General features: G+C 54.8%; 23 protein-coding genes. 22 read left to right on the forward strand and 1 reads right to left on the reverse strand.

Annotated features, from left to right (window positions below; translation table 11 throughout):
- The first annotated feature begins 16 nt into the window (after window positions 1-16).
- From rpmI to BN2684_RS07665, 16 genes are all read left to right on the forward strand, one after another.
- On the forward strand, window positions 17-217 hold the full coding sequence (gene rpmI, locus BN2684_RS07590; RefSeq protein WP_058301535.1) for a 50S ribosomal protein L35: 201 nt from the start codon (window positions 17-19) through the stop codon (window positions 215-217).
- 35 nt (window positions 218-252) lie between these two features.
- Entirely contained in the window at window positions 253-612 is a 360-nt protein-coding gene (rplT, locus tag BN2684_RS07595) for a 50S ribosomal protein L20 (protein ID WP_058301536.1), read from the forward strand.
- A gap of 152 nt (window positions 613-764) precedes the next feature.
- The gene (locus BN2684_RS07600; protein ID WP_058301537.1) at window positions 765-1,799 is read left to right on the forward strand and encodes an NAD(P)/FAD-dependent oxidoreductase; all 1,035 of its coding nucleotides are present in this window, start codon (window positions 765-767) and stop codon (window positions 1,797-1,799) included.
- A 561-nt stretch (window positions 1,800-2,360) separates the two neighbouring features.
- Window positions 2,361-4,106 (forward strand): biosynthetic-type acetolactate synthase large subunit, encoded by a 1,746-nt coding sequence (gene ilvB, locus BN2684_RS07605; protein ID WP_058301538.1) that lies wholly within the window; start codon window positions 2,361-2,363, stop codon window positions 4,104-4,106.
- The gene (ilvN, locus tag BN2684_RS07610) at window positions 4,103-4,591 is read left to right on the forward strand and encodes an acetolactate synthase small subunit (protein WP_187385757.1); all 489 of its coding nucleotides are present in this window, start codon (window positions 4,103-4,105) and stop codon (window positions 4,589-4,591) included. Before ilvB ends, ilvN begins: the two co-directional genes overlap by 4 nt.
- A 141-nt stretch (window positions 4,592-4,732) precedes the next feature.
- Entirely contained in the window at window positions 4,733-5,725 is a 993-nt protein-coding gene (locus BN2684_RS07615) for a ketol-acid reductoisomerase (protein WP_058301539.1), read from the forward strand.
- 40 nt (window positions 5,726-5,765) lie between these two features.
- Window positions 5,766-7,316 (forward strand): 2-isopropylmalate synthase, encoded by a 1,551-nt coding sequence (locus tag BN2684_RS07620; RefSeq protein WP_058301540.1) that lies wholly within the window; start codon window positions 5,766-5,768, stop codon window positions 7,314-7,316.
- A gap of 407 nt (window positions 7,317-7,723) precedes the next feature.
- Entirely contained in the window at window positions 7,724-8,800 is a 1,077-nt protein-coding gene (gene leuB, locus BN2684_RS07625) for a 3-isopropylmalate dehydrogenase (RefSeq protein WP_058301541.1), read from the forward strand.
- A 502-nt stretch (window positions 8,801-9,302) separates the two neighbouring features.
- The gene (locus BN2684_RS07630; protein ID WP_058301542.1) at window positions 9,303-9,704 is read left to right on the forward strand and encodes a glycine cleavage system protein H; all 402 of its coding nucleotides are present in this window, start codon (window positions 9,303-9,305) and stop codon (window positions 9,702-9,704) included.
- A gap of 275 nt (window positions 9,705-9,979) precedes the next feature.
- A complete protein-coding gene (locus BN2684_RS07635) occupies window positions 9,980-10,399 on the forward strand; it encodes a hypothetical protein (protein ID WP_058301543.1) in 420 nt (139 codons plus the stop codon).
- 274 nt (window positions 10,400-10,673) lie between these two features.
- Window positions 10,674-11,471 carry an RNA polymerase sigma-I factor gene (gene sigI / locus BN2684_RS07640; RefSeq protein WP_082651820.1) on the forward strand — a complete coding sequence of 266 codons (798 nt, stop codon included), beginning with the start codon at window positions 10,674-10,676 and terminating at the stop codon, window positions 11,469-11,471.
- Window positions 11,468-12,844 carry an anti-sigma factor domain-containing protein gene (locus BN2684_RS07645; RefSeq protein ID WP_058301545.1) on the forward strand — a complete coding sequence of 459 codons (1,377 nt, stop codon included), beginning with the start codon at window positions 11,468-11,470 and terminating at the stop codon, window positions 12,842-12,844. The genes sigI and BN2684_RS07645 overlap by 4 nt, the downstream gene beginning before the upstream one ends.
- 144 nt (window positions 12,845-12,988) lie before the next feature.
- The gene (gene gluQRS, locus BN2684_RS07650; RefSeq protein ID WP_058301546.1) at window positions 12,989-13,969 is read left to right on the forward strand and encodes a tRNA glutamyl-Q(34) synthetase GluQRS; all 981 of its coding nucleotides are present in this window, start codon (window positions 12,989-12,991) and stop codon (window positions 13,967-13,969) included.
- Window positions 13,970-13,999: 30 nt separating this feature from the next.
- Window positions 14,000-14,920 (forward strand): Gfo/Idh/MocA family protein, encoded by a 921-nt coding sequence (locus BN2684_RS07655; RefSeq protein ID WP_058301547.1) that lies wholly within the window; start codon window positions 14,000-14,002, stop codon window positions 14,918-14,920.
- Window positions 14,921-14,965: 45 nt separating this feature from the next.
- Window positions 14,966-15,760: a thymidylate synthase gene (locus BN2684_RS07660; RefSeq protein WP_058301548.1), complete on the forward strand. Its 795-nt coding sequence runs from the start codon at window positions 14,966-14,968 to the stop codon at window positions 15,758-15,760.
- Entirely contained in the window at window positions 15,757-16,248 is a 492-nt protein-coding gene (locus BN2684_RS07665) for a dihydrofolate reductase (protein ID WP_058301549.1), read from the forward strand. The genes BN2684_RS07660 and BN2684_RS07665 overlap by 4 nt, the downstream gene beginning before the upstream one ends.
- A 148-nt stretch (window positions 16,249-16,396) precedes the next feature.
- On the opposite strand, the gene BN2684_RS07670 is transcribed toward BN2684_RS07665, so the two are convergent.
- Entirely contained in the window at window positions 16,397-16,984 is a 588-nt protein-coding gene (locus BN2684_RS07670) for a Gmad2 immunoglobulin-like domain-containing protein (protein ID WP_058301550.1), read from the reverse strand.
- A 766-nt stretch (window positions 16,985-17,750) separates the two neighbouring features.
- On the opposite strand from BN2684_RS07670, the gene BN2684_RS07675 reads away from it, so the two are divergent.
- The 6 genes from BN2684_RS07675 to gatC all read left to right on the forward strand — a co-directional run bounded on the left by BN2684_RS07675 (window position 17,751) and on the right by gatC (window position 23,637).
- Window positions 17,751-18,035, forward strand: a complete 285-nt coding sequence (locus BN2684_RS07675; protein WP_058301551.1) for a CD3324 family protein — start codon at window positions 17,751-17,753, stop codon at window positions 18,033-18,035.
- 947 nt (window positions 18,036-18,982) lie between these two features.
- Window positions 18,983-20,104: a sulfate ABC transporter substrate-binding protein gene (locus BN2684_RS07680; protein ID WP_058301552.1), complete on the forward strand. Its 1,122-nt coding sequence runs from the start codon at window positions 18,983-18,985 to the stop codon at window positions 20,102-20,104.
- A gap of 74 nt (window positions 20,105-20,178) precedes the next feature.
- A complete protein-coding gene (cysT, locus tag BN2684_RS07685) occupies window positions 20,179-21,015 on the forward strand; it encodes a sulfate ABC transporter permease subunit CysT (protein WP_058301553.1) in 837 nt (278 codons plus the stop codon).
- Between the two features lie 28 nt (window positions 21,016-21,043).
- The gene (gene cysW / locus BN2684_RS07690) at window positions 21,044-21,904 is read left to right on the forward strand and encodes a sulfate ABC transporter permease subunit CysW (RefSeq protein ID WP_058301554.1); all 861 of its coding nucleotides are present in this window, start codon (window positions 21,044-21,046) and stop codon (window positions 21,902-21,904) included.
- A 21-nt stretch (window positions 21,905-21,925) separates the two neighbouring features.
- Window positions 21,926-22,981, forward strand: a complete 1,056-nt coding sequence (locus BN2684_RS07695; RefSeq protein ID WP_058301555.1) for an ABC transporter ATP-binding protein — start codon at window positions 21,926-21,928, stop codon at window positions 22,979-22,981.
- A gap of 368 nt (window positions 22,982-23,349) precedes the next feature.
- Window positions 23,350-23,637, forward strand: coding sequence for an Asp-tRNA(Asn)/Glu-tRNA(Gln) amidotransferase subunit GatC (gene gatC / locus BN2684_RS07700; RefSeq protein ID WP_058301556.1), 288 nt, complete (start codon window positions 23,350-23,352; stop codon window positions 23,635-23,637).
- The last annotated feature ends 2 nt before the right edge of the window (window positions 23,638-23,639 follow it).

Consider the following 23,639-nt stretch of genomic DNA (forward strand, 5'->3'; position numbering starts at 1 on the left):
TAGGAGGATAAAGTCAATGCCGAAAATGAAAACGAACCGCGCCGCAGCCAAGCGCTTTACCAAAACCGGTAGCGGCAAGCTGAAGAGAAACAAAGCTTTCAAACGCCACATCCTCGAAAGCAAATCGCCTTCCCGTAAGCGCCATCTGCGCAAGGGAACCCTTGTCTCCTCCGGAGATGTTAAACGCATCAAGAGCATTCTCGTATACGTTAAATAATATCGATTCTTCGAAAACTCAGGAGGTAGAATTCCATGGCAAGAGTAAAGGGCGGTTTCGTAACCCGCCGTCGTCATAAAAAAGTACTGAAGCTGGCTAAGGGCTATTTCGGCTCCAAGCACCGCCTGTTTAAAACCGCGAACCAACAAGTAATGAAGTCCGGTATGTATGCATACCGTGACCGTCGCCGCAAAAAACGCGATTTCCGTCGTCTGTGGGTAACCCGCATCAACGCCGGCGCTCGTCAAAACGGCCTGAGCTACAGCAAATTCATGTACGGTCTCAAGCTGGCTGGCGTGAACGTGAACCGCAAGATTCTGGCCGAGCTGGCTGTCACCGACAGCAAAGCCTTCGCCGACCTGGCCAACACCGCCAAAGCCAAAATCAACGCGTAAGCTGAATGGCGCGTTTCGAAATCCGGACGAGTCTCCTCAAAGGGGGACCGTTCGGATTTTTTGCGTTTTATCGGGTTTGTCCATTGCCAAAGAGTGGGCGCTCATTTAAAATACAGTATTGATAATGATAATCAATATCAATGGAGGGTGCCATGAGCGACCAATTGGACTTATACGACGTCACGATCATCGGTGGAGGGCCTGCGGGCATGTACGCTGCTTTTTACAGCGGGATGAGGGATATGAAGACCAAGTTGATCGAAGCCAAGGAAGAGTTGGGTGGCAGGATGCTCATCTATCCCGAGAAAATGATCTGGGACGTAGGCGGCGTAACACCCACGCTCTGCAGAGATTTAATAAACCGTCTCCGGGAGCAAGCCATGACCTTTGAACCGACCCTCGTTCTCGGGCAGCAGATCGTGGCCCAGGAGCGCCTTGAGGACGGAACCTATCTGCTGACTTCGGCTTCGGGAGAACGTCACCTGACGCGGACTGTCATTCTGACGGTTGGATACGGAATCCTGAAAATGGCCAAACTGGAGATCGAGGGAGCGGATCGCTATGAGGTGACGAATCTGCATTACACCGTACAGGAATTGGAGCCGTTTCGAGGGAAACGCGTACTGATATCCGGCGGAGGAGATTCCGCGGTGGATTGGGCGAATGAGCTCGAATCCGTCGCGGCTGGAGTGGAGATCGTCCATCGGCGGGAGCATTTCGGTGGCCATGAGAAGAATGTGGCCCGCATGATGGCTTCGTCGGTGAACGTCCGCGTTCCTTATGCGGTCACTCACTTGCACAGCCACAATGGGGAAACCATCGATCAGGTCACGATCCGTCATGTGGAGAACGGAGAGACGGAGCGGCTTGAGGTGGACGCTGTTGTGGTCAATCACGGCCTCAAAGCCGACTTCGGACCGCTGCGGGAATGGGGCTTGGAGATGGGCGAGTGGTGCGCGACGGTGTCCGACAGACTGGAAACCAATCTTCCCGGCGTCTTCGCCGCAGGCGATTTTGTCGATTATTCCAGCAAGGTGCGGCTCATTGCTGGAACATTCACGGATGCTGTGCTTGCGGTCAACAGCGCGAAGCTTTACCTCGATCCGTCCGCCCCGAAGGTTGCGTACGTCTCCTCGCATAATGAGCGGTTCAAGGAGAAGAATAAGGCGCTTGGAGTTGCGGATTAAGCGGGCGAATGTGCGATTTATCATTGCGAAAGAAAATGGTGATACGCCCTTTTTTCTAGAGTCAACCTCGCATTCCTGTTAGGTTTTTCGGTCGTTGTGCGAATATTTCGGTAAAATTCTTTACTGGTTTAAACCGGCAAGGTATTGACTATTGAAAATCGCCTGCCTATAATAAGCCTTAATCAAAACCTCACACGTTAGATCAGCTATGAAGAGGACGAAGCACCAAAGGCCCTGGTGAACCAGAGAGCGGCGGAACCTGCTGAAACCGACGCCACTATCCTTTGAATGCGAGCTCACCTCGGAGCTGTTTTCCTGAAAAGCCGCGCAAGCTTGAAGCGGCGCATTAGGGAGAATCGGATCGGCACCCGTTACGTGCCGCGGTGTACCGGTAATTTGGCTGCACCGACCAAGGCCTTGCGCTGCGAAGCGCGGGCAAAGCTGGGTGGTACCACGGAAGCTAACCCCTTTCGTCCCTCTGAACCGAAATGTTCAGGGACGAAAGGGGTTTTTTGCATACTGCGGCAACCTGCCGATAAACCAAATTTAGGGGGGGTTAGGATGAGTATTCCGAGTCCAGCCAAAGTGTTGAAGGAAGAATTGAAGGTCAAGCTGCTGAAGCCCGATGTCATCTCCGGTTCCGAAATTCTGCTTCGCTCCCTGCTGCTGGAGGGTGTGGAATGCGTCTTCGGCTATCCCGGCGGTGCGGTGCTCTACATCTACGATGCGATGCACGGCAACGCGGACTTCCATCACCTGCTGACCCGACATGAGCAGGGAGCCATCCATGCGGCTGATGGGTACGCCCGTACGACCGGCAAGATCGGGGTATGCATCGCGACCTCGGGACCCGGGGCAACGAACCTGGTGACAGGGATCGCGACAGCCTACATGGATTCGGTGCCGCTCGTTGTCATCACTGGCAACGTCGCCAGTCCGCTCATCGGCACCGACGCTTTTCAAGAAGCCGATATCACCGGTATCACGATGCCCGTGACCAAGCACAGCTACCTGGTGCGGACCGTTCAGGAGCTTCCGCGGATTATCCACGAGGCTTTCCATATTGCCGGAACTGGCCGCAAAGGACCGGTACTGATCGATATTCCGAAGGACGTCTCCGCGCATCTGACCGAGTTTCGTCCGGTGACGGAGGTCAACATCCGCGGCTACAACCCGACGACCGATCCGAACAAGCTGCAGGTCGACAAGATGATTCGGGCCATCCGCGCAGCGGAGCAGCCGGTCATTCTGGCCGGAGGGGGCGTGGTCAGTGCGGACGCTTCGGCAGAGCTGCTGGAATTCGTGGAGAAGACACGCATTCCGATCACGACAACCCTGCTCGGCCTCGGAGGATTCCCGAGCGCTCACGAGCTGTGGATGGGAATGCCCGGCATGCACGGGACCTATACGGCGAACATGGCCATTCAGAATGCGGATCTTCTGATCTGTATCGGGGCCCGGTTCGATGATCGCGTGACGATGGAGCTGAAGGGCTTTGCGCCGAAGGCAAAGAAGATCGTTCACATCGACATCGATCCGGCGGAGATCGGCAAGAACGTCAAGCCGGACATTCCGGTCGTCGGGCACGTCAAGAACGTACTCGCTTATGCCAACACGAAGGCGACCGCAGCTCCCACCGCCGAATGGGTGAAGCACATTCAACAGATGAAGCGGGATTATCCGCTCCGGTATAAAGATTCGGACGAAGAGCTCAAGCCTCAATTCGTGATCGAAATGATCAACGAAACGACGAAGGGTGAGGCGATCGTCACGACGGACGTTGGCCAGCATCAGATGTGGGTCGCCCAATTCTACAAGTTCCAGCATCCCCGCTCCATCGTCACCTCGGGTGGACTCGGCACAATGGGCTTCGGCTTCCCTTCCGCGATCGGCGCTCAGATGGGCAACCCGGATAAGCTGGTGGTCTCCATCAACGGCGACGGCGGCATTCAGATGTGCTCCCAGGAGCTGGCCGTATGCGCCATCAACAACATTCCGGTGAAGATCGTGATCCTGAACAACCAGGTGCTCGGGATGGTCCGTCAGTGGCAGGAGATCATCTACGACCAGCGCTACAGCCACATTGATCTGGCAGGAAGCCCCGATTTCGTCAAGCTGGCAGAAGCGTATGGAGTGAAGGGCCTCAGGGCCGCAAACAAGGAGGAAGCGCGCAAGGTTTGGCAGGAAGCGCTGGACACTCCGGGACCTGTGCTCATTGACTTCCGGGTCAGCAAATACGAGAACGTGTACCCGATGGTCACGCAGGGAAATACCATCGACAAGATGCTAATGGGGGATGCGGAATGATCGAAACGAAGCACACGATATCCGTACTGGTGAACAACCAGCCAGGCGTCCTGCAGCGGGTCGCAGGTCTCTTCGGAAGACGCGGTTACAACATCGATAGCATTACCGTGGGAGCTTCGGAGGAAGTCGGGCTGTCTCGAATGATCATCGTGACGAGCGGCGACGATTCGACCATGGAACAGATCGAGAAGCAGCTCTACAAGCTGATCGACGTCATCAAGGTCGTCGACTTGAGCGAGAATCCGAATGTGGAGCGGGAAGTCGCTCTCATCAAGGTGAACGCGGAGCCGTCCGCCCGTCCGGAAATTCTCGGCGTCGTCGAAACGTTCCGGGCGTCCGTTGTCGATATCGGACCTTCCGCGATGATCGTTCAAGCGGTCGGAGGCACCGATAAAGTCGACGCGATCGTCGAGCTGCTGAAGCCTTACGGCATCCGCGAGCTTTCTCGCACCGGCGTTACCGCGATGATTCGCAGCTTGAAATAGAAGAGAGCTTTTTTGGACATGAAGAAAAGGTGTCCGTAACATTCAATCGTTCCCCCCTTCCAAGGGGAGCCTGAGCGGGCGAAGGGCTTCGCCTCTTCAGGTCCCTGATTGGAAGGGTACATCCCAAAGGAGGCATTTATCATGGCAGTGACAATGTACTACGAGCAAGACGCCGATTTCGGAGCATTGAAAGGCAAAACCGTCGCGGTTATCGGGTACGGCAGCCAAGGGCATGCCCAAGCGCAAAACCTGCGCGACAGCGGCATCAAGGTGATCATTGGGTTGCGTCCGGGCAAATCGTTCGACAAAGCGAAGAATGACGGCTTCGACGTTTATACCGTCGCGGAAGCCTCCAAGCTTGCCGATGTGGTGCAGATTCTCATGCCGGATGAAACCCAGGCCAAGGTCTACAAGGATGAAATCGAAGCGAACCTGGTTCCGGGAAATGTGCTCATGTTCTCGCATGGCTTCAACGTTCATTTTGGGCAAATCGTCGCTCCTTCTGGCGTGGATGTCTTGCTCGTCGCTCCCAAATCACCAGGCCATCTCGTACGCCGCACGTATGTGGAAGGATTTGGGGTTCCCGGACTCATCGCGATTCACCAAGACGCGACAGGCAACGCTCAGGCGGTCGGACTCGCTTATGCGAAGGGCATCGGCTGTACCCGCGCCGGCGTCATCGAAACCTCCTTCAAGGAAGAAACCGAGACGGATTTGTTCGGCGAGCAAGCCGTTCTCTGTGGCGGGGGGGCGGCTCTCATCAAAGCAGGCTTTGAGACGCTGACCGAAGCCGGTTATGCTCCCGAAATGGCTTACTTCGAATGCTTGCATGAGATGAAGCTGATCGTCGACCTGATCTACGAAGGCGGCCTTGCCACGATGCGCGACTCCATCAGCAACACGGCGGAATACGGCGACTATGTAACCGGACCGCGTCTCGTCACCGAAGAGACGAAGAAGGAAATGAAGCGGGTCCTCGCCGACATTCAGCAGGGCAAGTTTGCGCGTGACTTCATCTTGGAGAATCAATCCGGCCGTGCTTTCCTGACCGCAACCCGCCGCAACGAAGCCGAGCATCCGATCGAAGTGGTCGGCGGCCGTCTCCGCGAAATGATGCATTGGATCAAGAAATAAGCAGGCTTGCCAATCAATAGACTTACAGGAGGTGAATGGGATGAGGAAGATTTATCTGTTTGACACGACTCTCCGCGACGGAGAACAGACGCCGGGCGTCAATCTCAATACCCAGGAAAAGGTGGAGATCGCCCTTCAATTGGAAAAGGTAGGCATGGACCGGATTGAAGCGGGATTCCCGGCTTCTTCGCCGGGAGAAGTGGCAAGCGTCGGCGAGGTCGCCCGCGCGGTCCGGAATGCTTCCATCACGGCATTGTCTCGCTGCCGCGAGCAAGACATCGACGCTGCGGTGAAGGCCCTGAAGGACGCTCAAGATCCGCGGCTGCACCTGTTCCTCGCCACCTCGCCCATCCATCGCAAGCACAAGCTCCGCATGGAGAAGCATGAGGTGTTGGAGACCGCCGAAGCGGCGATCCGGTACGCTCGCAAGTACTTCGACAAGGTCGAATTCTCCCCGGAGGATGGCGGCCGCACCGAGCTCGACTTCCTCTGTGAAGTGGTCGCCATGGCTATTCGGGCGGGAGCTTCCGTCGTCAACATTCCGGATACGGTCGGTTACCTGTCCCCGGCCGAATACGGCAACATCTTCAAGACCGTGAAGGAGCAGGTTCCCGGGATCGAGAAGATTCAGCTCAGTTGCCACTGCCATGACGACCTCGGTATGGCGACGGCCAACTCGCTTGCCGCTGTCTTGAACGGGGCGGACCAGGTGGAGGGGACCTTCAACGGGATCGGCGAGCGCGCCGGTAACACGGCGCTTGAGGAGATTGCACTGGCGCTGGAGACCCGGCAGGATTTCTTCCAGGCGAAGACCGGACTCGTTCTGACCGAGATCGCCCGCACCAGCCGCCTCGTCAGCCGCCTCACCGGCATGCCAGTGCCGAGCAACAAGGCGATCGTCGGGGCGAACGCCTTCTCCCATGAATCCGGCATCCACCAGGATGGCGTGCTGAAGGAGAAGACCACATACGAGATCATCTCCCCGCAGACGATCGGTCTCCGCGAGAGTAAGCTGACGCTTGGCAAGCTGTCCGGCCGTCACGCCTTCCGTGAGAAGCTGCTCGATCTCGGTTATACCTTGGACGATGAGCGGGTGAATGAGGCGTTCGCCAAGTTCAAGGATTTGGCCGATAAGAAAAAGGATGTCTCCGATGAAGATATCCGTGCCCTCATTGAAGAGAAGCTGATCGCCGTTCCGGAAGCCTTCGTTCTGGAGACCATTCAGGTGACGTACGGCAACAAATCGGTGCCGACGGCATCGGTCCGCATTCACGCTGCTGACGGAACGGTCGTTGAGGAAGCAGCCGCCGGCAATGGCTCGGTGGATGCCATCTACAAGGCCATCGACAAGGCAACCCAGGAGAATGTCGAGCTTCAGGATTACTCCATTCAGTCGGTAACCCATGGCAAGGATGCTCTTGGGGAAGTGCATGTGGTCTTGGCTCAGGACGGTATCTCCTCTCAAGGCAGAGGAGTGAGCACCGATATTCTCGAGGCAAGCGCTCGCGCTTACGTGGATTCGTTGAACCGGCTGCTTGATCGCAGGCGTTCGCTTGCGGAAGGGCGACGCGACGGCGTGACGCTGGCATAGGATGCTTTCATCTCAAAAACCAATGGTTCAGCACCCTTCCTCATCCCCAACGGCAAGTTATAACCAAACGATTAAGGGTGAGGGCGTGCTAGTACGCTGTCAGCCTAATCGTGTGGATATGAATCGGCGTCAATTGGTATGAGAAGTTGTGCTGAGACCATAGTTTTAGAGCTGACAGCGTGCTAGCTGAATCCTGTAAACCCGGCAATCAGGATCATTTGTACCTGCCTTGTCGAGTTCGATCCGACCCGTAAGAGGGAACCCGTCCGGGGCTCTCTTGCGGGTTTTTCGGTGGAAGCTTTATTGATTCTATCTATTAAGGCAATAGAATTTATATCTTAGTCAAACCGGCCTTCCTGTGCAAAAATGAAGAAAGGCTATGAACGTGAACTGAAGGGGTGGAGCAGGTGGCAGACGTGAAGAAAATCGCCGTGATCGAGGGCGACGGCATTGGGCCGGAAGTGGTGGCAGAAGCCATTAAAGTGATGCGCAAGACGGAGGAGGCATACGGCCTCCGCTTTGATTTCGAATATGGGCTTTTTGGCGGAATCGCCATAGATGAGCGGGGAACGCCGCTGCCGGAGGACACGCTTGCGATGTGTCGCAAAGCGGATGCCGTGCTTCTCGGCGCCGTCGGCGGTCCCAAATGGGACACGAACTCGAAGGAACTGCGGCCTGAGACGGGATTGCTCGGCATCCGCAAAGCGCTCGGGCTGTTCTCCAACATTCGTCCGGCTCTCGTGTTCGATTGCTTGATGGGAGCGTCTACGCTGAAGCCGGAGGTGCTGGAAGGAACCGACCTGATCGTTGTCCGCGAGCTGACCGGGGGCATCTACTTCGGCGAGAAATTCCGCCGGGAAAGCGAAGGCGGAGAGGAAGCCGTCGATACCAGCTCCTACAACGTTAAGGAAGTCGAGCGGATCGCCCGCCAAGCCTTTGAGATCGCTCGGACCCGCCGCAAGAAGCTGGCGTCGGTGGACAAGGCAAACGTGCTGGAGACATCGCGTTTGTGGCGGGAGACGGTCATTCGCATCTCGGCCGACTATCCCGATGTCGAGCTGGAGCATGTTCTAGTAGACAACTGTGCGATGCAGCTCCTTCGCCGTCCATCCAGCTTCGACGTCATCGTGACCGAGAACATGTTCGGCGATATTCTGAGTGATGAAGCGGCCATGCTGACCGGCTCGATCGGGATGCTCTCGTCGGCTTCTCTCGGAGAAGGCAGCTTCGGGCTGTACGAGCCGGTGCATGGCTCCGCTCCCGATATCGCCGGCCTTGGTGTCGCCAACCCGGTGGCGACGATTTTGTCGGTGGCACTCATGTATCGGGTGACCTTCGGTTACCATGAAGCAGCCGAAGCCATCGAGCGCGCCGTGGCGGAAGTTCTTGATGCGGGCTATCGAACAGGAGATATCGCGGTAGACAAGAGCACGGCCCTCGGAACCTCGGCAATGGGCGATCTGATCGTCGCCGCCATCCGGTAACCCCCCCTCCTTCCACCCCCATGCGGGTGTATGCGAGTGGTGAGGCGTCGCATCATGATGATCAACCCCATGCCGGGTTACCATCTTCCGGCGTATTTCCTTCATCAACGCTCGGCCTCCGATGAGAACCATCGGAGGCTGATTTGCGTTCATCAAAGCCGTCCGTTTTTTCATTAAATAGAATGGTTATAATGAAATAACCATACCATTGACTTTGTTTTTTTGGAATGCTACGATTCTTTCAGTGAACGGATCTCGGACGCTTTCGGATGGGATTTTACATGCCGTGCCATGGGCTTACCGCATGAACATACACCCGGAACGAGCTGCCCTTCGTGATGGGACGTTTTCGATGATCGGATACAGGGAAAGCAGCTTGTGCCGATGAACGGGAAGACAGGGTGAAAGACCCTGCGTGTGTAAGCAATCAAGCAGTGATCGCCTTCTGCCGGGATAGCCCCGCGGAAGGCTTTGCTATGTACAACCAAGGAGGATAATGGGCATGACAATAGAGGAACGGAAGTACAGCGAAGGGCATTTGTGGGTAATGATCGAAGGAAGAACGGCCAAGCTTGGCCTGACGGATTATCTTCAGCATGAGCTTGGAATGCTCGTTTTTGCAGAGCTGCCACGGACCGGAGAACGGCTTGTCGCGGGTGAGCCTTTTGGCAGCGTGGAATCGGTGAAATCGGTAAGCGAGCTGGATTCGCCTGTCAGCGGCAAGATCGTCGCAGTCAACCCTGCCGTTGCCGAGAATCCGGCCTTGGTCAATCTGGACCCGAATCAGGCTTGGCTCGTGCAAGTGGAGCTTGAGGCTCCGGAAGAAACGGAGGCTCTCTGGGAGGAGGAGCGCTACAAGGCTCTGTTCCCGGATCAAGACGAGCTCCCTGATCCCGAAGAATAATGTTATGCTTCCGCGGAATCCGATTTTCCTATCCCTAGGGAAAACGGGTTCCGCTTTTTTGCATGTGGGACTAATCTACCACCGGGCTGAGATACTTCGGGAGCTTGATCGCTTCACATAACGCTAGCTGTCCATCCGGTTCATCTCGAAAATATCAGCGATCCTTATTCAAAGTCCTTCCAACTGGATAAGATAGGAGTAAGACCTACTGTTCTATGAATCTTTGAAACGGAAGTGAAGCGATCTTATCCCATCATCTGAAGGAGGGGAGTTCGATGAGCTTTTGCTGCGGCGCCAGCATGATCGGCACTCGGGGAATCGTAAAGCATCTCCACACACGTATGCTGAATGTACCCACCTTGTATTGCCCGGTATGTCACAGGACGGATGTGCACTATTTGGTTCGGCGGGAGTTCGAAATATTGGCGGAATATGTGGCGGTGGACGGAGCCTCGGAGATTAACTTTTTGGACTATGTGCAGGGGAATAAATCGGACGAGTTATTTGAAAATTGTATCAATCAAGAGAATGACGATCCGATGGACCTGGTGGACCGCCAGATCGACATGTCGCTGGATTTGCTCCGTGTCGCCAAAGAGTTCGGCGACAACGAGTGGGAGGGGCAACTAAAGAGCAGGCTTGCTGCCTTAAGTATTCAGCGTGAGATCATCAGCGAGCGGCGCATTACGGGGTGAAGCCGGATAGGGAATTCATGGAATTCCGAAGATGAAGCGCTTTCCGTTGAAAGCAACTAGAATCACGTAAGAAGCCGTTCTTTGGTGAAACATAGACGGCTTCTTTTTCGTTTGTTGAGTAGGGACTGCATGCGGGGCTCCCTTCTCAGGAGGGAAGTTGTGGTATAATGTCGAAAGAGATCGGAATCCCAAGCCGGTCGCAAGCAACACGGACCCCCGCAAGAGCGATAAACCCTGCGAAAACTATATGTGAGGTGGAGTCGTGATACTCGCCATGTTTAAACGATTTTTGGGAAAAAACTCCTCGGAGATGACACCGGAGTCCAAAACTCCGCAAGAGCCGGAGCAGGTCGTCGTCGCTATTCAAGACGGCAATCAGGAACTTCGAAATCCCTTTATAACCGATTACCAGCCCTTCGTGGCCAAAATAACCAGTCAAATCTGCAAACGCTACATCGACCCCTCCCGGGACGATGAGTTCAACATCGCTCTCGCTGCTTTTAACGAAGCGATCGATGGGTATTCCCGTGATTCCGGGCGATCCTTCCTCGGGTTTGCCGAGACGGTGGTCCGCCGCCGCCTCATCGATTATTTCCGCAAAGAGGAACGGCATGCCGTGAACATACCCTTCAGCTCCTTCGAGTCGGAAGGGGACGAGGAAACGGCCGGTCTTCATCCCTTGGAAATCAAGCAAGCCGTGGAAGCCCATGAAACGATGCAAAAAGCGGAGGAACGCCAGAGCGAAATCCTCGATTTCAGCCGTGTTCTGCTGGAGTTCGAAATTCGTTTTGCCGATCTGGTCCAGGCTTCGCCCAAGCATGCCGACTCGCGCCTTATGCTGATGAATGTGGGGCGACTGCTTGCAGGCGATGCGGATCTGATGCGGTATCTGATCAGCCGCAAGCTTTTGCCGGTTGCCGAATTGACTTCACGCGCCAAGCTGTCCCGCAAAACAATTGAGCGAAACCGCAAATACATCATCGCCGTTGCGTTGATCCACAACGGTCCCTATCCTTTTCTCCGCGAATATCTCCATGCTGGAAATTCCACAGAAATGAGCGTGTCTTCATGAACAAAGGTATCGTGATGGAAAAAAAGGCAAAAACCCTCATCATCATGACCGGTGACGGCCATTTTCGGGAAATCGCCCGAAAAAACCGGACCTGCCGAGTAGGGGAAGAAATTTCGTTTGCCCCGTCGGAGGCTCGCGAACGCGACCGACTGACGCCTTTTTCCATGCTGTCTTCTCTGGCGGCTGCGATCCTCATTTGTGTAATTCTCTTTGGCGGATTTCCTCATGTAGGCAACCCATCCGCCTGGTTTTCCGGACGGAGCGTTGTTGCTTACGTTTCTCTGGATATCAACCCCAGTGTCGAGATCGGCGTCGATAAAATGGAGAAAGTCCGTTCACTAAGCGCCTTGAACGGGGATGGAGAGGCGCTCATTCAGGGGATTGCCTACAAGGAAAAGACCTTGGATGGGATCATGCAGGAGCTCCTTGCACAATCGGAGAAAAATTATTTGTCCACCGGGGAAGCGGATATCATGATCACCGCAACGACCGTGAAGGACAGCCGGCTTGTCGATTCCCGACTGACGGAGGAACTGGAGACGACGGTCAAAGCGTATTTGGACAAGAATCACTCCAACGAAGTTGAAAATTATGCCGTGGCCGCTATTTCCGCCACGCCTGATATTCGGAATGAAGCGAAGAAGGTCGAGCTGTCCGCTGGCAAATACGCCGCGTACCTCAGCGCCAAGAATAACGGCTATTCCGTCACGGTCGACCAATTCAAGACGCAATCTTTGAGGAAGCTGGCGGAATCGGCCGGCGGAATCGAGAACTTTATCAGCAAGGACCAACTGACCAAGGAGAGCCTTCAGTCGCTTCTCAAAGAAGAGAAGAGCGGCGAGCTTGATCGCAAACTGAAGAACAAGCAGGGCAATGCCGAACCGGCTGTGTCTACCCCATCGCCAAGCTCTGTTGGGGACAGGACCAACTCGTCAACCGGTGTGACGTCTGAGCCTGTGATCCGTCCCGTATCGGAGCAAACGGCTGCTGCGGGGAAAGGGAATAGCAACGGACAGAAGGGGAACAACGGAAACGGAAAAGGGAACGAAAAAACGGACGACGACAAGAACAAGGATAAGGACGATAAAAAAGATATAGACAAAGACAAAGATAAAGACAAAGACAAAGATAAAGACAACAATCAAGGAAACAACAATAATAATCAGGGAAACGACAAGGATAGCAAGGATAACGACAAACAAAAAGGTGACCAAGGAAATAACGGAAACCAGGACAAGGATAAAGACAAGGATAAAAATAAGGACCAAGACAAAGACAAGAACCAAGATAAAAATAAAGACACGGACAAAGACAAAGACAAAGACAAAGATGAAGGCGACAACGGCTCTTGGCTTGGCATCCCTTCACCTTGAACGGCCCCATGCCGGGCATGCTGGCAAGGATGGACACCTTTCGCTTCAAGCGGAGGTGTCCGTTTTTGCGAATCGGTCTTTTCGCGCCTATCCGGAGTGTAGTAAGGTGGTAGAAGACAAGTTGATGGAAAGCGGGAGAATGTGATGGCTGAAACAGCGTCCAAGCGGAGGGGGCGGTTCGCTCCGACCCCTTCCGGCAGCCTGCATCTCGGCAATGCGCGCACGGCGCTGCTGGCCTGGCTGCAAATCCGTGCGGCGGGGGGAGAGTTTATCCTCCGCATGGAGGATATCGACAAGCCGCGCTCTCGGGCGGAATGGGCGGAAGAGATCATTCGCGACCTGGAATGGCTTGGTTTGGATTTTGATGAAGGGCCGAAGGAAGGCGGTCCCTACGGCCCGTACGTTCAGAGCGAGCGGGAGGACCGATATCGGGAAGCATTGGATAGGCTGCAAGCCGGTGGGTACCTCTACCCTTGTTATTGCAGCCGGGCTGATCTCGCCGGTATTGCAAGCGCACCTCACGGCATCGGCTCCGAGGGGCCGGTCTATCCAGGGACCTGCCGCCGGTTGTCCGAAGAAGAGAGGCGAATGAAAGCAGCAAGCAAGGAGCCTTCCTTGCGCTTTGTCCTTCCGAATCAGGAGATAACAGTCACGGACGGGCTCTTGGGCGAACAGCTTTTCTTGTCGGGAGCGGGAGGGGATTTCGTCGTTCGTCGGGCGGATGGCATCATCGCCTATCAACTGGCTGTCGTCGTCGATGATGCGGATATGGAGATCACCGACGTATTGAGGGGAATGGATCTGCTCGATTCGACTCCGCGTCAGCTGCTCCTGTTTGAGGCGCTTGGCGAACAAGCGCCGAACTATGTCCACGTTCCGCTGCTGTACGGACCCGATGGCTCCCGGTTGTCCAAGCGTCACGGCGCCGTCGGCATCTCTTCGATGAGGCGATCTGGCCGAAGAGCGGAAGAGGTGGTGGGCTGCCTTGCCTATTGGAGCGGCCTCCTGGAGCAGCCCGAACCGGTGCGGGCTTCGGAGCTGATCAACAGCTTTTGCTTGTCGCGAGTTCCAAAGGAACCGGTTCGGCTTGAAGCGGAGCTGCTCCGCAAGCTGGCCGAAGGATAACGAGTACCTTTTTAGAAAGGAACGATTCGAATGACCAAACGAAGAATAGCCGTCATCGGCTTGGGTGACATTGCGCAAAAAGCTTATTTGCCGGTTCTATCCCGGCATCCGAAAATCGAAATCGTCTCGGTGATGAGCCGGAGACAGGAGACGGTGGATCGCATCCGCGCGGAATATCGATTTCCCGCAGGAGGCACCGATCTCGGCCAACTGCTGGAGGCTGAACCGGAGGCTGTATTCATTCATGCGCCTACAGAGGCTCATACGGAGCTGGTGCTCGGCTGTTTGCGGCGAGGGCTGCACGTCTATGTGGACAAACCGCTCTCCTACGACATCCGGGAATCGAGGGCCATGGCAGAGGAAGCGCTGGCTCGCGGCTTGCTGCTCGCCGTCGGCTTTAACCGACGCTTTGCTCCCTTCTATCAGCAAGCTCGCAATCATGTTCGAGATGCAGGGGGAATCGAATACGCAGTTGCCGAGAAGCACCGCATCCGCCAGCAAAAGCATGACGCCAAGCGAACCCTGTACGATGATTTGATTCACATGCTGGATCTCCTGGTGTGGCTCGCAGGAGAAGAGCCTGCCGTCGTCGGCAAAAGCTTGAGGATCGACTCGGAAGGCCGGTTGCTTCATGCTTCTGGCGGAGTGGAATCCGGCCGTTTCACCGCCCAGTTTGCCATGAACCGGGCAGCCGGAAGCGATCTCGAGAGATTGTCTTTGTATGGAAGCGGCCACACGGCAGAGATCGTCAACCTGGAGCAGGGAATTCTGTCTTCGGTTACGAGCGGAGAGCGCTCAATCCGTTTCGGAAGCTGGGACAGTGTTCTAGAACGTCGGGGCTTCGTCGGGGTGATCGACCATTTTCTCAAAAGCTTGGATAAGCCTGAGGGCTGCGAAATTCGTGCCGATCTCACCTTGCCCACTCATCGATTGGTGGAAAAGCTGTTATAATGGACGCAGACCAGACACAAAAGAAGAATACGATTGGAGGCTGACATGGACGCTTATCTCGGCTTATGCAAGCATATCCTGGAGAACGGTTCCAAGAGAGAGGACCGTACGGGAACGGGCACGATCAGCACGTTCGGATACCAAATGCGGTTTGATCTCGCCAAAGGATTTCCGCTTCTCACCACCAAGAAAATGAGCTTGAAGTCCATCATATACGAGCTGCTATGGTTTCTTAAGGGAGAGACCAATATCGCGTATCTTCGTGAACATAAGGTAAGCATCTGGGATGAATGGGCGGATGAAAATGGCGACCTCGGACCGGTATACGGCAAGCAGTGGAGATCGTGGGAAGCCGTGGACGGTCGGACCATCGATCAGATTTCTCAGGTGATCGAAGCGATCAAGACGACACCCCATTCGCGGCGCCTCATCGTCAGTGCCTGGAATGTGGGTGAGCTGGACCAAATGGCACTCGTCCCCTGCCATCTGCTGTTTCAATTCTATGTCCAGGACGGGCGGCTGTCCTGTCAGCTCTACCAGCGCAGCGCCGACACTTTCCTTGGCGTACCTTTCAATATCGCGTCCTATGCGCTGCTCACCTTGATGATTGCTCAAGTGTGCGGGCTCAAGCCGGGGGAATTCATTCATACGCTGGGAGATGCCCATATTTACTTAAATCATCTCGATCAAGTGAACGAACAACTGTCCCGTGAGCCGAGGTCTCAGCCCACCATGACGCTCAATCCGGAGGTCCATTCGATCTTCGATTTCGTCTATGAGGACTTCACCTTAACGGGCTATGATCCGCATCCCCGAATCCGTGGGGAGGTTTCGGTGTGATCACTTTTATTCTCGCCATGGGCCGGGATCGGTCGATCGGCAGCGATAACAAGCTTCCCTGGCGGCTCCCGGCCGATCTCGCCTACTTTAAGCGGACCACGATGGGCCACCCTATCTTGATGGGGCGCAAAACGTATCAATCCATCGGCAAGCCGCTGCCCGGCCGGACAAATCTCGTTGCGACGCGGGATGAGCTTTTTCAGGCCGAGGGTATTGAGGTTGTCCGTTCTCCCCGTGAGGCGGCGGAGGCTTATCGGGATCAAGAGTTGTTCGTCATCGGCGGAGCGGAGATCTTCCGTCTGTTCTACCCGTACGCCGATCGGATTCACTTGACCGTCATCGATGCCGACTTCCCTGCGGATACTTACTTCACCGTATGGGACGAGAGCGAATGGAAGCTTGTCTCTATGACCCCTGGCGTAACGGACGAGAAGAATCCCTATCGTTATGAATTTCGCGTGTATGAACGCTCCCATCGCAGAGGATGAAGGATTTTCCTGTATAGGGAGCAGAGTGCCGCATCCTATCGTAAAGCTTTCTCTTCCTGCCGGAAACGTGAGGGCATAGGGGACTAACAAAAGGGCCGGTTCCGAGCAGGCTACGCCTGTCCGGAACCGGCCTCATCCTTTTTACCGTCTACCAGGTCTGCAGGTGAATGGGCAGCACATGAATCGGCTGGCCGTCCTTCATGCTGGTCTCATACAGCTCCAGATGAAGCGTCCCATCCTTCGGCAATTGATCCTTGGGGAGGGTCAGCTCGAGCTTGAAGGGAACCCAGGAGGGAGCCCCCGCGTTCAACTGAAGGGTCTTGTCGAGAAGGGTCGATTTGCCGTCCGTCACGCGATACGACATGACAGCCTCAAAAACTCGGCCTTGCCCTTTCACGGTATAACGGCCGTCTTGACCGGCTACCGAGGTGATGCGGAATGCGGGATTGGCATACTCGGGTATGGCGGGAGTGATATCGACGCGCTTCGCGGCGGTATTCCAGACGACATGATCGCCCAGAATCGTGGCGATGCTCTTCAGCGGTACATAAGTCGAGCCTTTGTAATTGAGAATGGGCAGGTTCTCGTCGACATAGGGAATTCCGTTTACATGAACCGGGTAATTGACCTGGGTAAGCACGTACTTGGCAGCGGCCTCGGCGGTTTGCTGAACGCCCGCGAGAAGCAAGCAGCCGGCAGCGAGGGCGGCGATGGTTGTGCGCTTTACTCGTAACAAGAGTCGACACCTCCGTTAGTAGGGGATCTTCTTATTCAGACGAGATCAGATGGAAAAGGGTTGCAGGGTTCTGCTGGAAGTCCTAATCCATCCGCATTAATAAATTTGGACAAGGAATTTCGGTGCCGTTGAAGATAATCCATTCTTTCCGGAGAACCGTGAAGCAGCGAAGAAAGCACTCCGCAAGCCTATGCTGGCAGGGAATTGTGGGGCGAAGCAGGACTAAACGGTTTAGATCATTCTTTCCCTTGAGATTGGTTTGTCCGGCATGGTTAGATAGAGGTGCCGGCGAATTCTTTTCGAAAGGAGCGTGATTGAGTTGATCAAAGCATATGAGGTGATTTCCGCCTAACTCAGGCGGGAATCGCTCGGAATGGGGGCGGGGGACCGTCGGTCCTCCGCCTTTTTAATAAAACCATTGCCAGTCATTGGAGAGTCCGCTATACTGGAAACAGGTTTCCATTACATAACGTGAGGAAGGGGTGTTTAAGATGATGAAGGTTTTCAGAGTCCGGGTAGAGGTGCAGACTAACTGAAAAGCAAGTTTCATGATCCGTCCCATGTCCTTACAACCTTTTTTTCACGGGCAGGCACGATACGGGTATCGTGTTTTTTTGTACCCAAAAACGAAATTCCACAAACTACCATTATGAAAGGAGAGGCGTGAATATGTTGATTAATCAATCTGTATTTCAAGTTGCCACGGTCAAGTTTCGCACAGCGCAAGTAACCAATGGAACGAACCAACCCAAGGAGGTACTCGGTGATGAGTTACAAAAATGGAAGGGACATTCTTCCCCCTAGCTTGCTTAAGGAGCTTCAAAAATATATTCAAGGTGAAATCGTCTACATCCCCAAAAAGGAACAAAAACGTGCGGGCTGGGGAGAAAACAACGGAACTCGCCAATTGATGGAAAAGCGCAACCAGGAAATCTACAGCCTGTACTGTACAGGCTGGACCATGAAAGACCTGACTCTCAGCTATCACCTGTCGGAGGACAGCATCCGCAAGATCATCGTCAAGACGCGCGGTGTTCTGTCTGCCAATTAGCTGAGCCTATAACGCAAGAACCTATGCCAACAGACTAGAGAGCGGAAAGGGTAACCGAATGGAGCGGTTATGTTTTCGGCTCTCTTTTGTAGCAATTGCCCCTATCAAGCAGATGGATTTCTGGTCATACATAAATAGCCCTCGCCGATTATGCTCTGGCGAGGGCTATTTATATGGTTGGTGCGTATTCAATTTTTGCTCTTTCCCTCCTGCCGGTCACATGCTTCGCATGCTATTCGGTTCATAGTCGAATTCCTACCTCGAATTCGCTTTGCATGCCTGGCATGCCCGTGAGCAACCTTTCTTTAGAATCGATTGCTGTCCATCTCTTACTTGTGATCTCGGTTCCCGCATACCCGCTGCATACAAGCTGCGTTGTCACCTCCGCGAGCTTTCCCGTATGAAGCCGTCAATATGCTCGCCTCACGAATTCCAATGGACTATCCCCTCTCTTCGCCGCCGCTAAAGTCCGCATTCGGGATTTTGTTCTTTGGTCCCCGATAGGGGAGGGTACGTTCCGCTCGCTTGTTTGGCAAGTGATCGGAAATATCGTACGAGAGCAATCCGGAAGCCGTTTCCTCTAGGCGGTAGGTGGTTGGAGACTGGAAAGCGGAAGCTTCGGTTGAAGAGTGTTTTGCTTTCCATGGCTTCATCATACCTTATTATTTGATTATTGTAAATATTCTAAAAATTCCAATTCGTTTGATGGATGATGATAAATCATTGAATTTCTCCCGTTTGGTAACGTTTTCTCGACTTTAAGCGACATTCCACAAAATTTCTTATCAACTTTTTTTCGCTATCGCTTTAAAGCGTATTGACGGATTGATTTTCCAGGTGATATGATCTAACAAATCTTATTAATTCAATCGGATTAATTATTATTTACGGAAATCAATTGGTTTGCTCAAGGGGTAGCTTTTGCCAAAAAGAGAGGAGATGGAATGATGGGTAGAGACGGCATCGGAAGTCCGAAGAGGTGGAGAAAAGGGGCTGCGTTTCTGGCGGTCGGTGCGCTGGTGATCGGGCTGATCGGCTGCGGGAACAAGAATGACTCGGCAAACGGAGAAGGTTCCTCGCCAAAACCGTCGGAGAGCGTAGCAAGCGGATCCACCGCGCCGAAGACAAATGGCAAAGCAAGCGTGGAGCTGCTCAATGTATCGTATGATCCGACGCGGGAGCTCTATGAAGCCTTTAATGAATCTTTCGCGAATTATTGGAAAGAGAAATCCGGACAGTCCGTCACCATCCAGCAGTCGCACGGAGGATCCGGCAAGCAGGCTCGCTCGGTCATCGACGGTCTGGAAGCGGATGTGGTCACCCTGGCTCTCGCTTATGACATCGACTCTCTTGCGGACAACGGGCTATTGGCTAAAGATTGGCAGTCCAAGCTTGCAGATAACAGCTCTCCCTATACATCAACCATCGTCTTCCTAGTGAAGAAGGGAAACCCGAAGGGCATCAAGGATTGGGATGATCTGGTCAAACCGGGCGTTCAGGTGATTACCCCGAATCCCAAATCGTCGGGAGGAGCCCGCTGGAACTATCTCGCGGCTTGGGGCTACGCGCTTAAGCACAACAACAATGACGAAGCCAAAGCCAAGGAATTCGTGACGGCGCTCTTCAAGAATGTGCCAGTGCTCGATTCTGGGGCGCGCGGCGCAACGACCACCTTCGTGGAGCGGGGAATCGGGGACGTGCTGATCGCTTGGGAGAACGAAGCCTATCTATCCGTGAACGAACTCGGCAAGGATAAATTCGAAATCATCACTCCATCGGTCAGTATTTTGGCGGAGCCTCCGGTTGCTGTCGTCGACAAGACGGTGGATAAACGCGGAACCCGGGAGATCGCCCAGGCATATCTTGAATATCTGTATACGGAAGAAGGGCAGACGATCGCCGCCAAGAACTACTATAGGCCGCGGCTCGCATCGGTCGCCGAGAAATTCAAGGATCAGTTTTCGCAACTCGAGACCTTTGATATCAGCTTGTTTGGCGGTTGGCGCGCCGCTCAAGAGAAGCATTTCAATGATGGCGGCGTCTTCGATCAGATTTACCAGCCCAAATGAACAGGTTCCCTCACTCCTGCAAGCATTGAAACCAGTGATGAGGTGCCCTGGCACATAAGCGGAGGAATTTTCTTATGACTCGTGTCCGGAAAATGAAAAGCGTGCTCCCCGGTTTCGGATTATCCATGGGCTTCACCGTTCTGTATCTTAGCCTGATCGTGCTCATCCCGCTGTCTGCGGTCTTCCTGAAGGCTGCGACGCTCAGCTGGGATAAGCTGTGGCAGACGGTCACGAATTCCCGCGTTCTCGCTTCGCTGGAGGTGACCTTCTACACAAGCTTCGTTGCCGCGGTCATCAATGCTGTATTCGGCTTCGTAATCGCCTGGGTCCTGGTTCGCTATCGGTTTCCCGGAAGGCGATTGGTGGACGGAATCATCGATATTCCGTTTGCTCTGCCGACGGCGGTAGCGGGCATCGCGCTCACCACGATCTATTCACAGAACGGCTGGGTCGGACGGCTGCTCGAACCTCTTGGGATCAAGGCGGCATTTTCCCCGCTCGGGATCATCATCGCCCTCACCTTTATCGGTCTACCGTTTGTCGTGCGCACGCTCCAGCCGGTGCTGGAGGAGCTGGAAAAGGACCTGGAGGAAGCGGCGGCCAGTCTCGGGGCTTACCGCTGGACGATCTTCCGCCGGGTTATTCTTCCCGAGCTGATTCCTCCTCTCCTCACCGGCTTTGCTCTCGCGTTTGCCCGATCGCTCGGGGAGTATGGCTCGGTGGTGTTTATCTCCGGCAACATGCCGATGAAGACGGAGATCGCTCCGCTGCTCATCATGACGAAGCTGGAGCAGTTTGATTATGCCGGGGCAACGGCGATTGCCGCGCTCATGCTGCTCTTGTCCTTCCTCTTGCTGTTTGCCATCAACCTGCTGCAGTGGAAGACGAACCAAAAGACGCTTCCAAGATGATTCCCGGATCCCCGAAGGAGGTAATCGCATGGCTGTCACGACACGTGTCCAAGCGGCCGCACCCCAAACCCGCCCTCGTCATTTGAACGAACCGGCATGGGTTCGCTATCTGATGATCGGGATCGCTCTCTTGTTTCTCTTGCTGGTGCTCATTCTTCCGCTGATCACCGTATTTGCGGAAGCCTTCAAGCGGGGAGCGGATCTCTATTTTGCCTCGCTTCGGGAAAAGAACGCGCTTTCGGCGATCCGCTTGACGCTGCTCGTGGCTGGAATCGCGGTTCCTCTCAACCTGGTATTCGGCGTCGCGGCAGCTTGGGCCATCACCAAGTTTAAGTTTCGCGGCAAAAACCTGCTCATCACGCTCATCGACCTGCCCTTTTCCGTGTCGCCGGTCATTGCCGGCTTGGTCTTCGTACTGATCTTCGGCAGCAAGGGCTGGCTCGGACCGTTTCTCTCCGAGCACGACATTAAGGTGATCTTCGCCGTGCCGGGCATCGTCCTGACTACCGTATTCGTCACCTTCCCGTTTGTCGCGCGGGAGCTTATCCCGCTCATGCAAGCGCAGGGAACGGCGGAGGAGGAAGCGGCGGCGAGCCTCGGCGCAAGCGGCTGGCGCATCTTTTGGAAGGTGACCTTGCCCAACATCAAATGGGCGCTCCTGTACGGCGTCATATTGTGCAACGCGCGGGCCATGGGAGAATTCGGGGCAGTTTCGGTAGTCTCCGGCCACATTCGCGGCAAAACCAACACGCTGCCTTTGCATGTGGAGATTCTTTATAATGAATACAATTTTTCCGCCGCATTCGCCTGTGCTTCACTGCTCGTCCTGCTCGCCCTTGTCACACTCGGGGTGAAGAGCCTGGTCGAGTGGAAGCACCGCAAATCCTAAAGGAACCGGGAGGAGAACCCGATGCACATCCAGGTAAAGGAGCTAAGCAAAAGCTTCGGCGGCGATTATGCCGTCCACGGCGTCAGCTTCGACATCGAGGAAGGAAAGCTGATCGGCCTTCTCGGCCCGAGCGGCGGAGGAAAGACGACGATTCTGCGCATGCTGGCGGGGCTGGAGCAGCCCTCGTCAGGAGAAATCTACTTTCACGGGAGGCGGGTCGAAAACGAGCCGCCGCAAAAGCGCGGCATCGGCTTTGTCTTCCAGAACTATGCCTTGTTCAAGCACATGACGGTATTCGATAACATCGCCTTCGGCCTCGCGGTGCAAAAGAAATCGCGCAAGGAGACGAGGGAGCGAGTGGAGAAGCTGCTCAACTTAACGGGGCTCGCCGGACTCGGCGGGCGCTATCCGCATCAGCTCTCGGGCGGACAGAAGCAGCGGGTGGCCTTCGCCCGGGCGATCGCGCCTGAGCCGCAGCTTCTGCTCTTGGACGAACCGTTTGCGGCCATTGACGCCAAGGTGCGCAAGGAGCTTCGGACGTGGCTTCGCGAGATGATCAACCGCCTCAAGATCACGACCATCTTCGTCACCCACGATCAGGAGGAGGCGGTGGAGGTGGCGGATGAGATCATGGTGATCAACAAGGGACGCCTTGAGCAGAAGGGAACGCCGTGGGACATCTATAAGGAGCCGCAAACGCCTTTTGTCGCAGCCTTTATCGGCGAATCCAACCTGGTGGAGGACTGCTCCCGGTTGAGGGGCTTCGAGCGGGAAGGTGTGGCCAAAGGGATGATCCGTCCGGAATTTATCGAGATTTTCCGCCCGGGTGAAGGAACGTTCGTCTCGGCTTATGAGAAGGGAACGGTGCGCAGCCTCTTCTTCCGCGGGACTTCCTGGGAAGTTGAGATCGAATCGGGGCCGCATCGGCTCCTCGCGTACCGCTCCCTGGAACAAGAAGCGCTAGAGGTTGGCGACCAGGTCGGACTCTTGATCCATCGTCTGTACCGCTTTGATGAGCACTCGGGAGTGATGGTCGAGAACGCAAGCAAGATTGATCCTCTGCCTGTCTACATTTAAAGATCTGCATGAAAGTCAAGGAAAGCATGAGCATGAAGAGTGGGATCGGACGAAAGATCCTGAACTCCTCTTAAGCGGAAATGAATAGCGGAAGCCTGAAGGCAGTTCCCTGTCACTTGATGGTGGCGGAGGACCGCCTTTTTCCTTTGCACGACTTATCAATGGTAGAGCATCTCAACTCCGTGATGGCGGGTCCTCGAAAAGGGGTATTCGAAGGCGCTGCAGCCTTGCTTTTCCTCAGCCAGCCAATTGAGGAAAAACAGGGACTAGGCTATAATGAGGGAATGATTAAGGGCGCCGTCCGTTACCGTGCCAGCGCGTTAAGTGGCTGGGGTGGACGGGCTCGCGGAGAGAAGAGGTGCGCTGGGATGAGCATATCCGCCAAGCAAGTGGAGCATGTGGCCAATCTGGCCCGGCTGGAGCTTACGGAGGAAGAGAAAGAGATGTATACGGAGCAGTTGAACGCCATCCTGAAGTATGCCGAGAAGCTCGGCAGCCTGGATACGGACGAAATCGAACCGACCGATCACGCCGTACCGCTTGCGAATGTGCTGCGGGAGGACGAAGTGCGTCCATCGCTTCCGCTGGAAAGCGTTCTGCTGAACGCGCCGGATGAAGAGGATGGACAGATCAAAGTGCCGGCGGTGCTGGAATAGAG

It is taken from the genome of Gorillibacterium timonense (genome assembly GCF_001457415.1).
In the GTDB taxonomy this organism is placed as follows: Bacteria; Bacillota; Bacilli; order Paenibacillales; family NBRC-103111; genus Gorillibacterium; species Gorillibacterium timonense.

What these genes read in the sequence shown, in the direction of transcription:
- rpmI (WP_058301535.1), top strand. Translation starts at nt 17, where the DNA reads ATGCCGAAAATGAAAACGAACCGCGCCGCAGCCAAGCGCTTTACCAAA.
- rplT (WP_058301536.1), top strand. Translation starts at nt 253, where the DNA reads ATGGCAAGAGTAAAGGGCGGTTTCGTAACCCGCCGTCGTCATAAAAAA.
- BN2684_RS07600 (WP_058301537.1), top strand. Translation starts at nt 765, where the DNA reads ATGAGCGACCAATTGGACTTATACGACGTCACGATCATCGGTGGAGGG.
- ilvB (WP_058301538.1), top strand. Translation starts at nt 2,361, where the DNA reads ATGAGTATTCCGAGTCCAGCCAAAGTGTTGAAGGAAGAATTGAAGGTC.
- ilvN (WP_187385757.1), top strand. Translation starts at nt 4,103, where the DNA reads ATGATCGAAACGAAGCACACGATATCCGTACTGGTGAACAACCAGCCA.
- BN2684_RS07615 (WP_058301539.1), top strand. Translation starts at nt 4,733, where the DNA reads ATGGCAGTGACAATGTACTACGAGCAAGACGCCGATTTCGGAGCATTG.
- BN2684_RS07620 (WP_058301540.1), top strand. Translation starts at nt 5,766, where the DNA reads ATGAGGAAGATTTATCTGTTTGACACGACTCTCCGCGACGGAGAACAG.
- BN2684_RS07630 (WP_058301542.1), top strand. Translation starts at nt 9,303, where the DNA reads ATGACAATAGAGGAACGGAAGTACAGCGAAGGGCATTTGTGGGTAATG.
- BN2684_RS07635 (WP_058301543.1), top strand. Translation starts at nt 9,980, where the DNA reads ATGAGCTTTTGCTGCGGCGCCAGCATGATCGGCACTCGGGGAATCGTA.
- sigI (WP_082651820.1), top strand. Translation starts at nt 10,674, where the DNA reads ATGTTTAAACGATTTTTGGGAAAAAACTCCTCGGAGATGACACCGGAG.
- BN2684_RS07645 (WP_058301545.1), top strand. Translation starts at nt 11,468, where the DNA reads ATGAACAAAGGTATCGTGATGGAAAAAAAGGCAAAAACCCTCATCATC.
- gluQRS (WP_058301546.1), top strand. Translation starts at nt 12,989, where the DNA reads ATGGCTGAAACAGCGTCCAAGCGGAGGGGGCGGTTCGCTCCGACCCCT.
- BN2684_RS07655 (WP_058301547.1), top strand. Translation starts at nt 14,000, where the DNA reads ATGACCAAACGAAGAATAGCCGTCATCGGCTTGGGTGACATTGCGCAA.
- BN2684_RS07660 (WP_058301548.1), top strand. Translation starts at nt 14,966, where the DNA reads ATGGACGCTTATCTCGGCTTATGCAAGCATATCCTGGAGAACGGTTCC.
- BN2684_RS07675 (WP_058301551.1), top strand. Translation starts at nt 17,751, where the DNA reads ATGAGTTACAAAAATGGAAGGGACATTCTTCCCCCTAGCTTGCTTAAG.
- BN2684_RS07680 (WP_058301552.1), top strand. Translation starts at nt 18,983, where the DNA reads ATGGGTAGAGACGGCATCGGAAGTCCGAAGAGGTGGAGAAAAGGGGCT.
- cysT (WP_058301553.1), top strand. Translation starts at nt 20,179, where the DNA reads ATGACTCGTGTCCGGAAAATGAAAAGCGTGCTCCCCGGTTTCGGATTA.
- cysW (WP_058301554.1), top strand. Translation starts at nt 21,044, where the DNA reads ATGGCTGTCACGACACGTGTCCAAGCGGCCGCACCCCAAACCCGCCCT.
- BN2684_RS07695 (WP_058301555.1), top strand. Translation starts at nt 21,926, where the DNA reads ATGCACATCCAGGTAAAGGAGCTAAGCAAAAGCTTCGGCGGCGATTAT.
- gatC (WP_058301556.1), top strand. Translation starts at nt 23,350, where the DNA reads ATGAGCATATCCGCCAAGCAAGTGGAGCATGTGGCCAATCTGGCCCGG.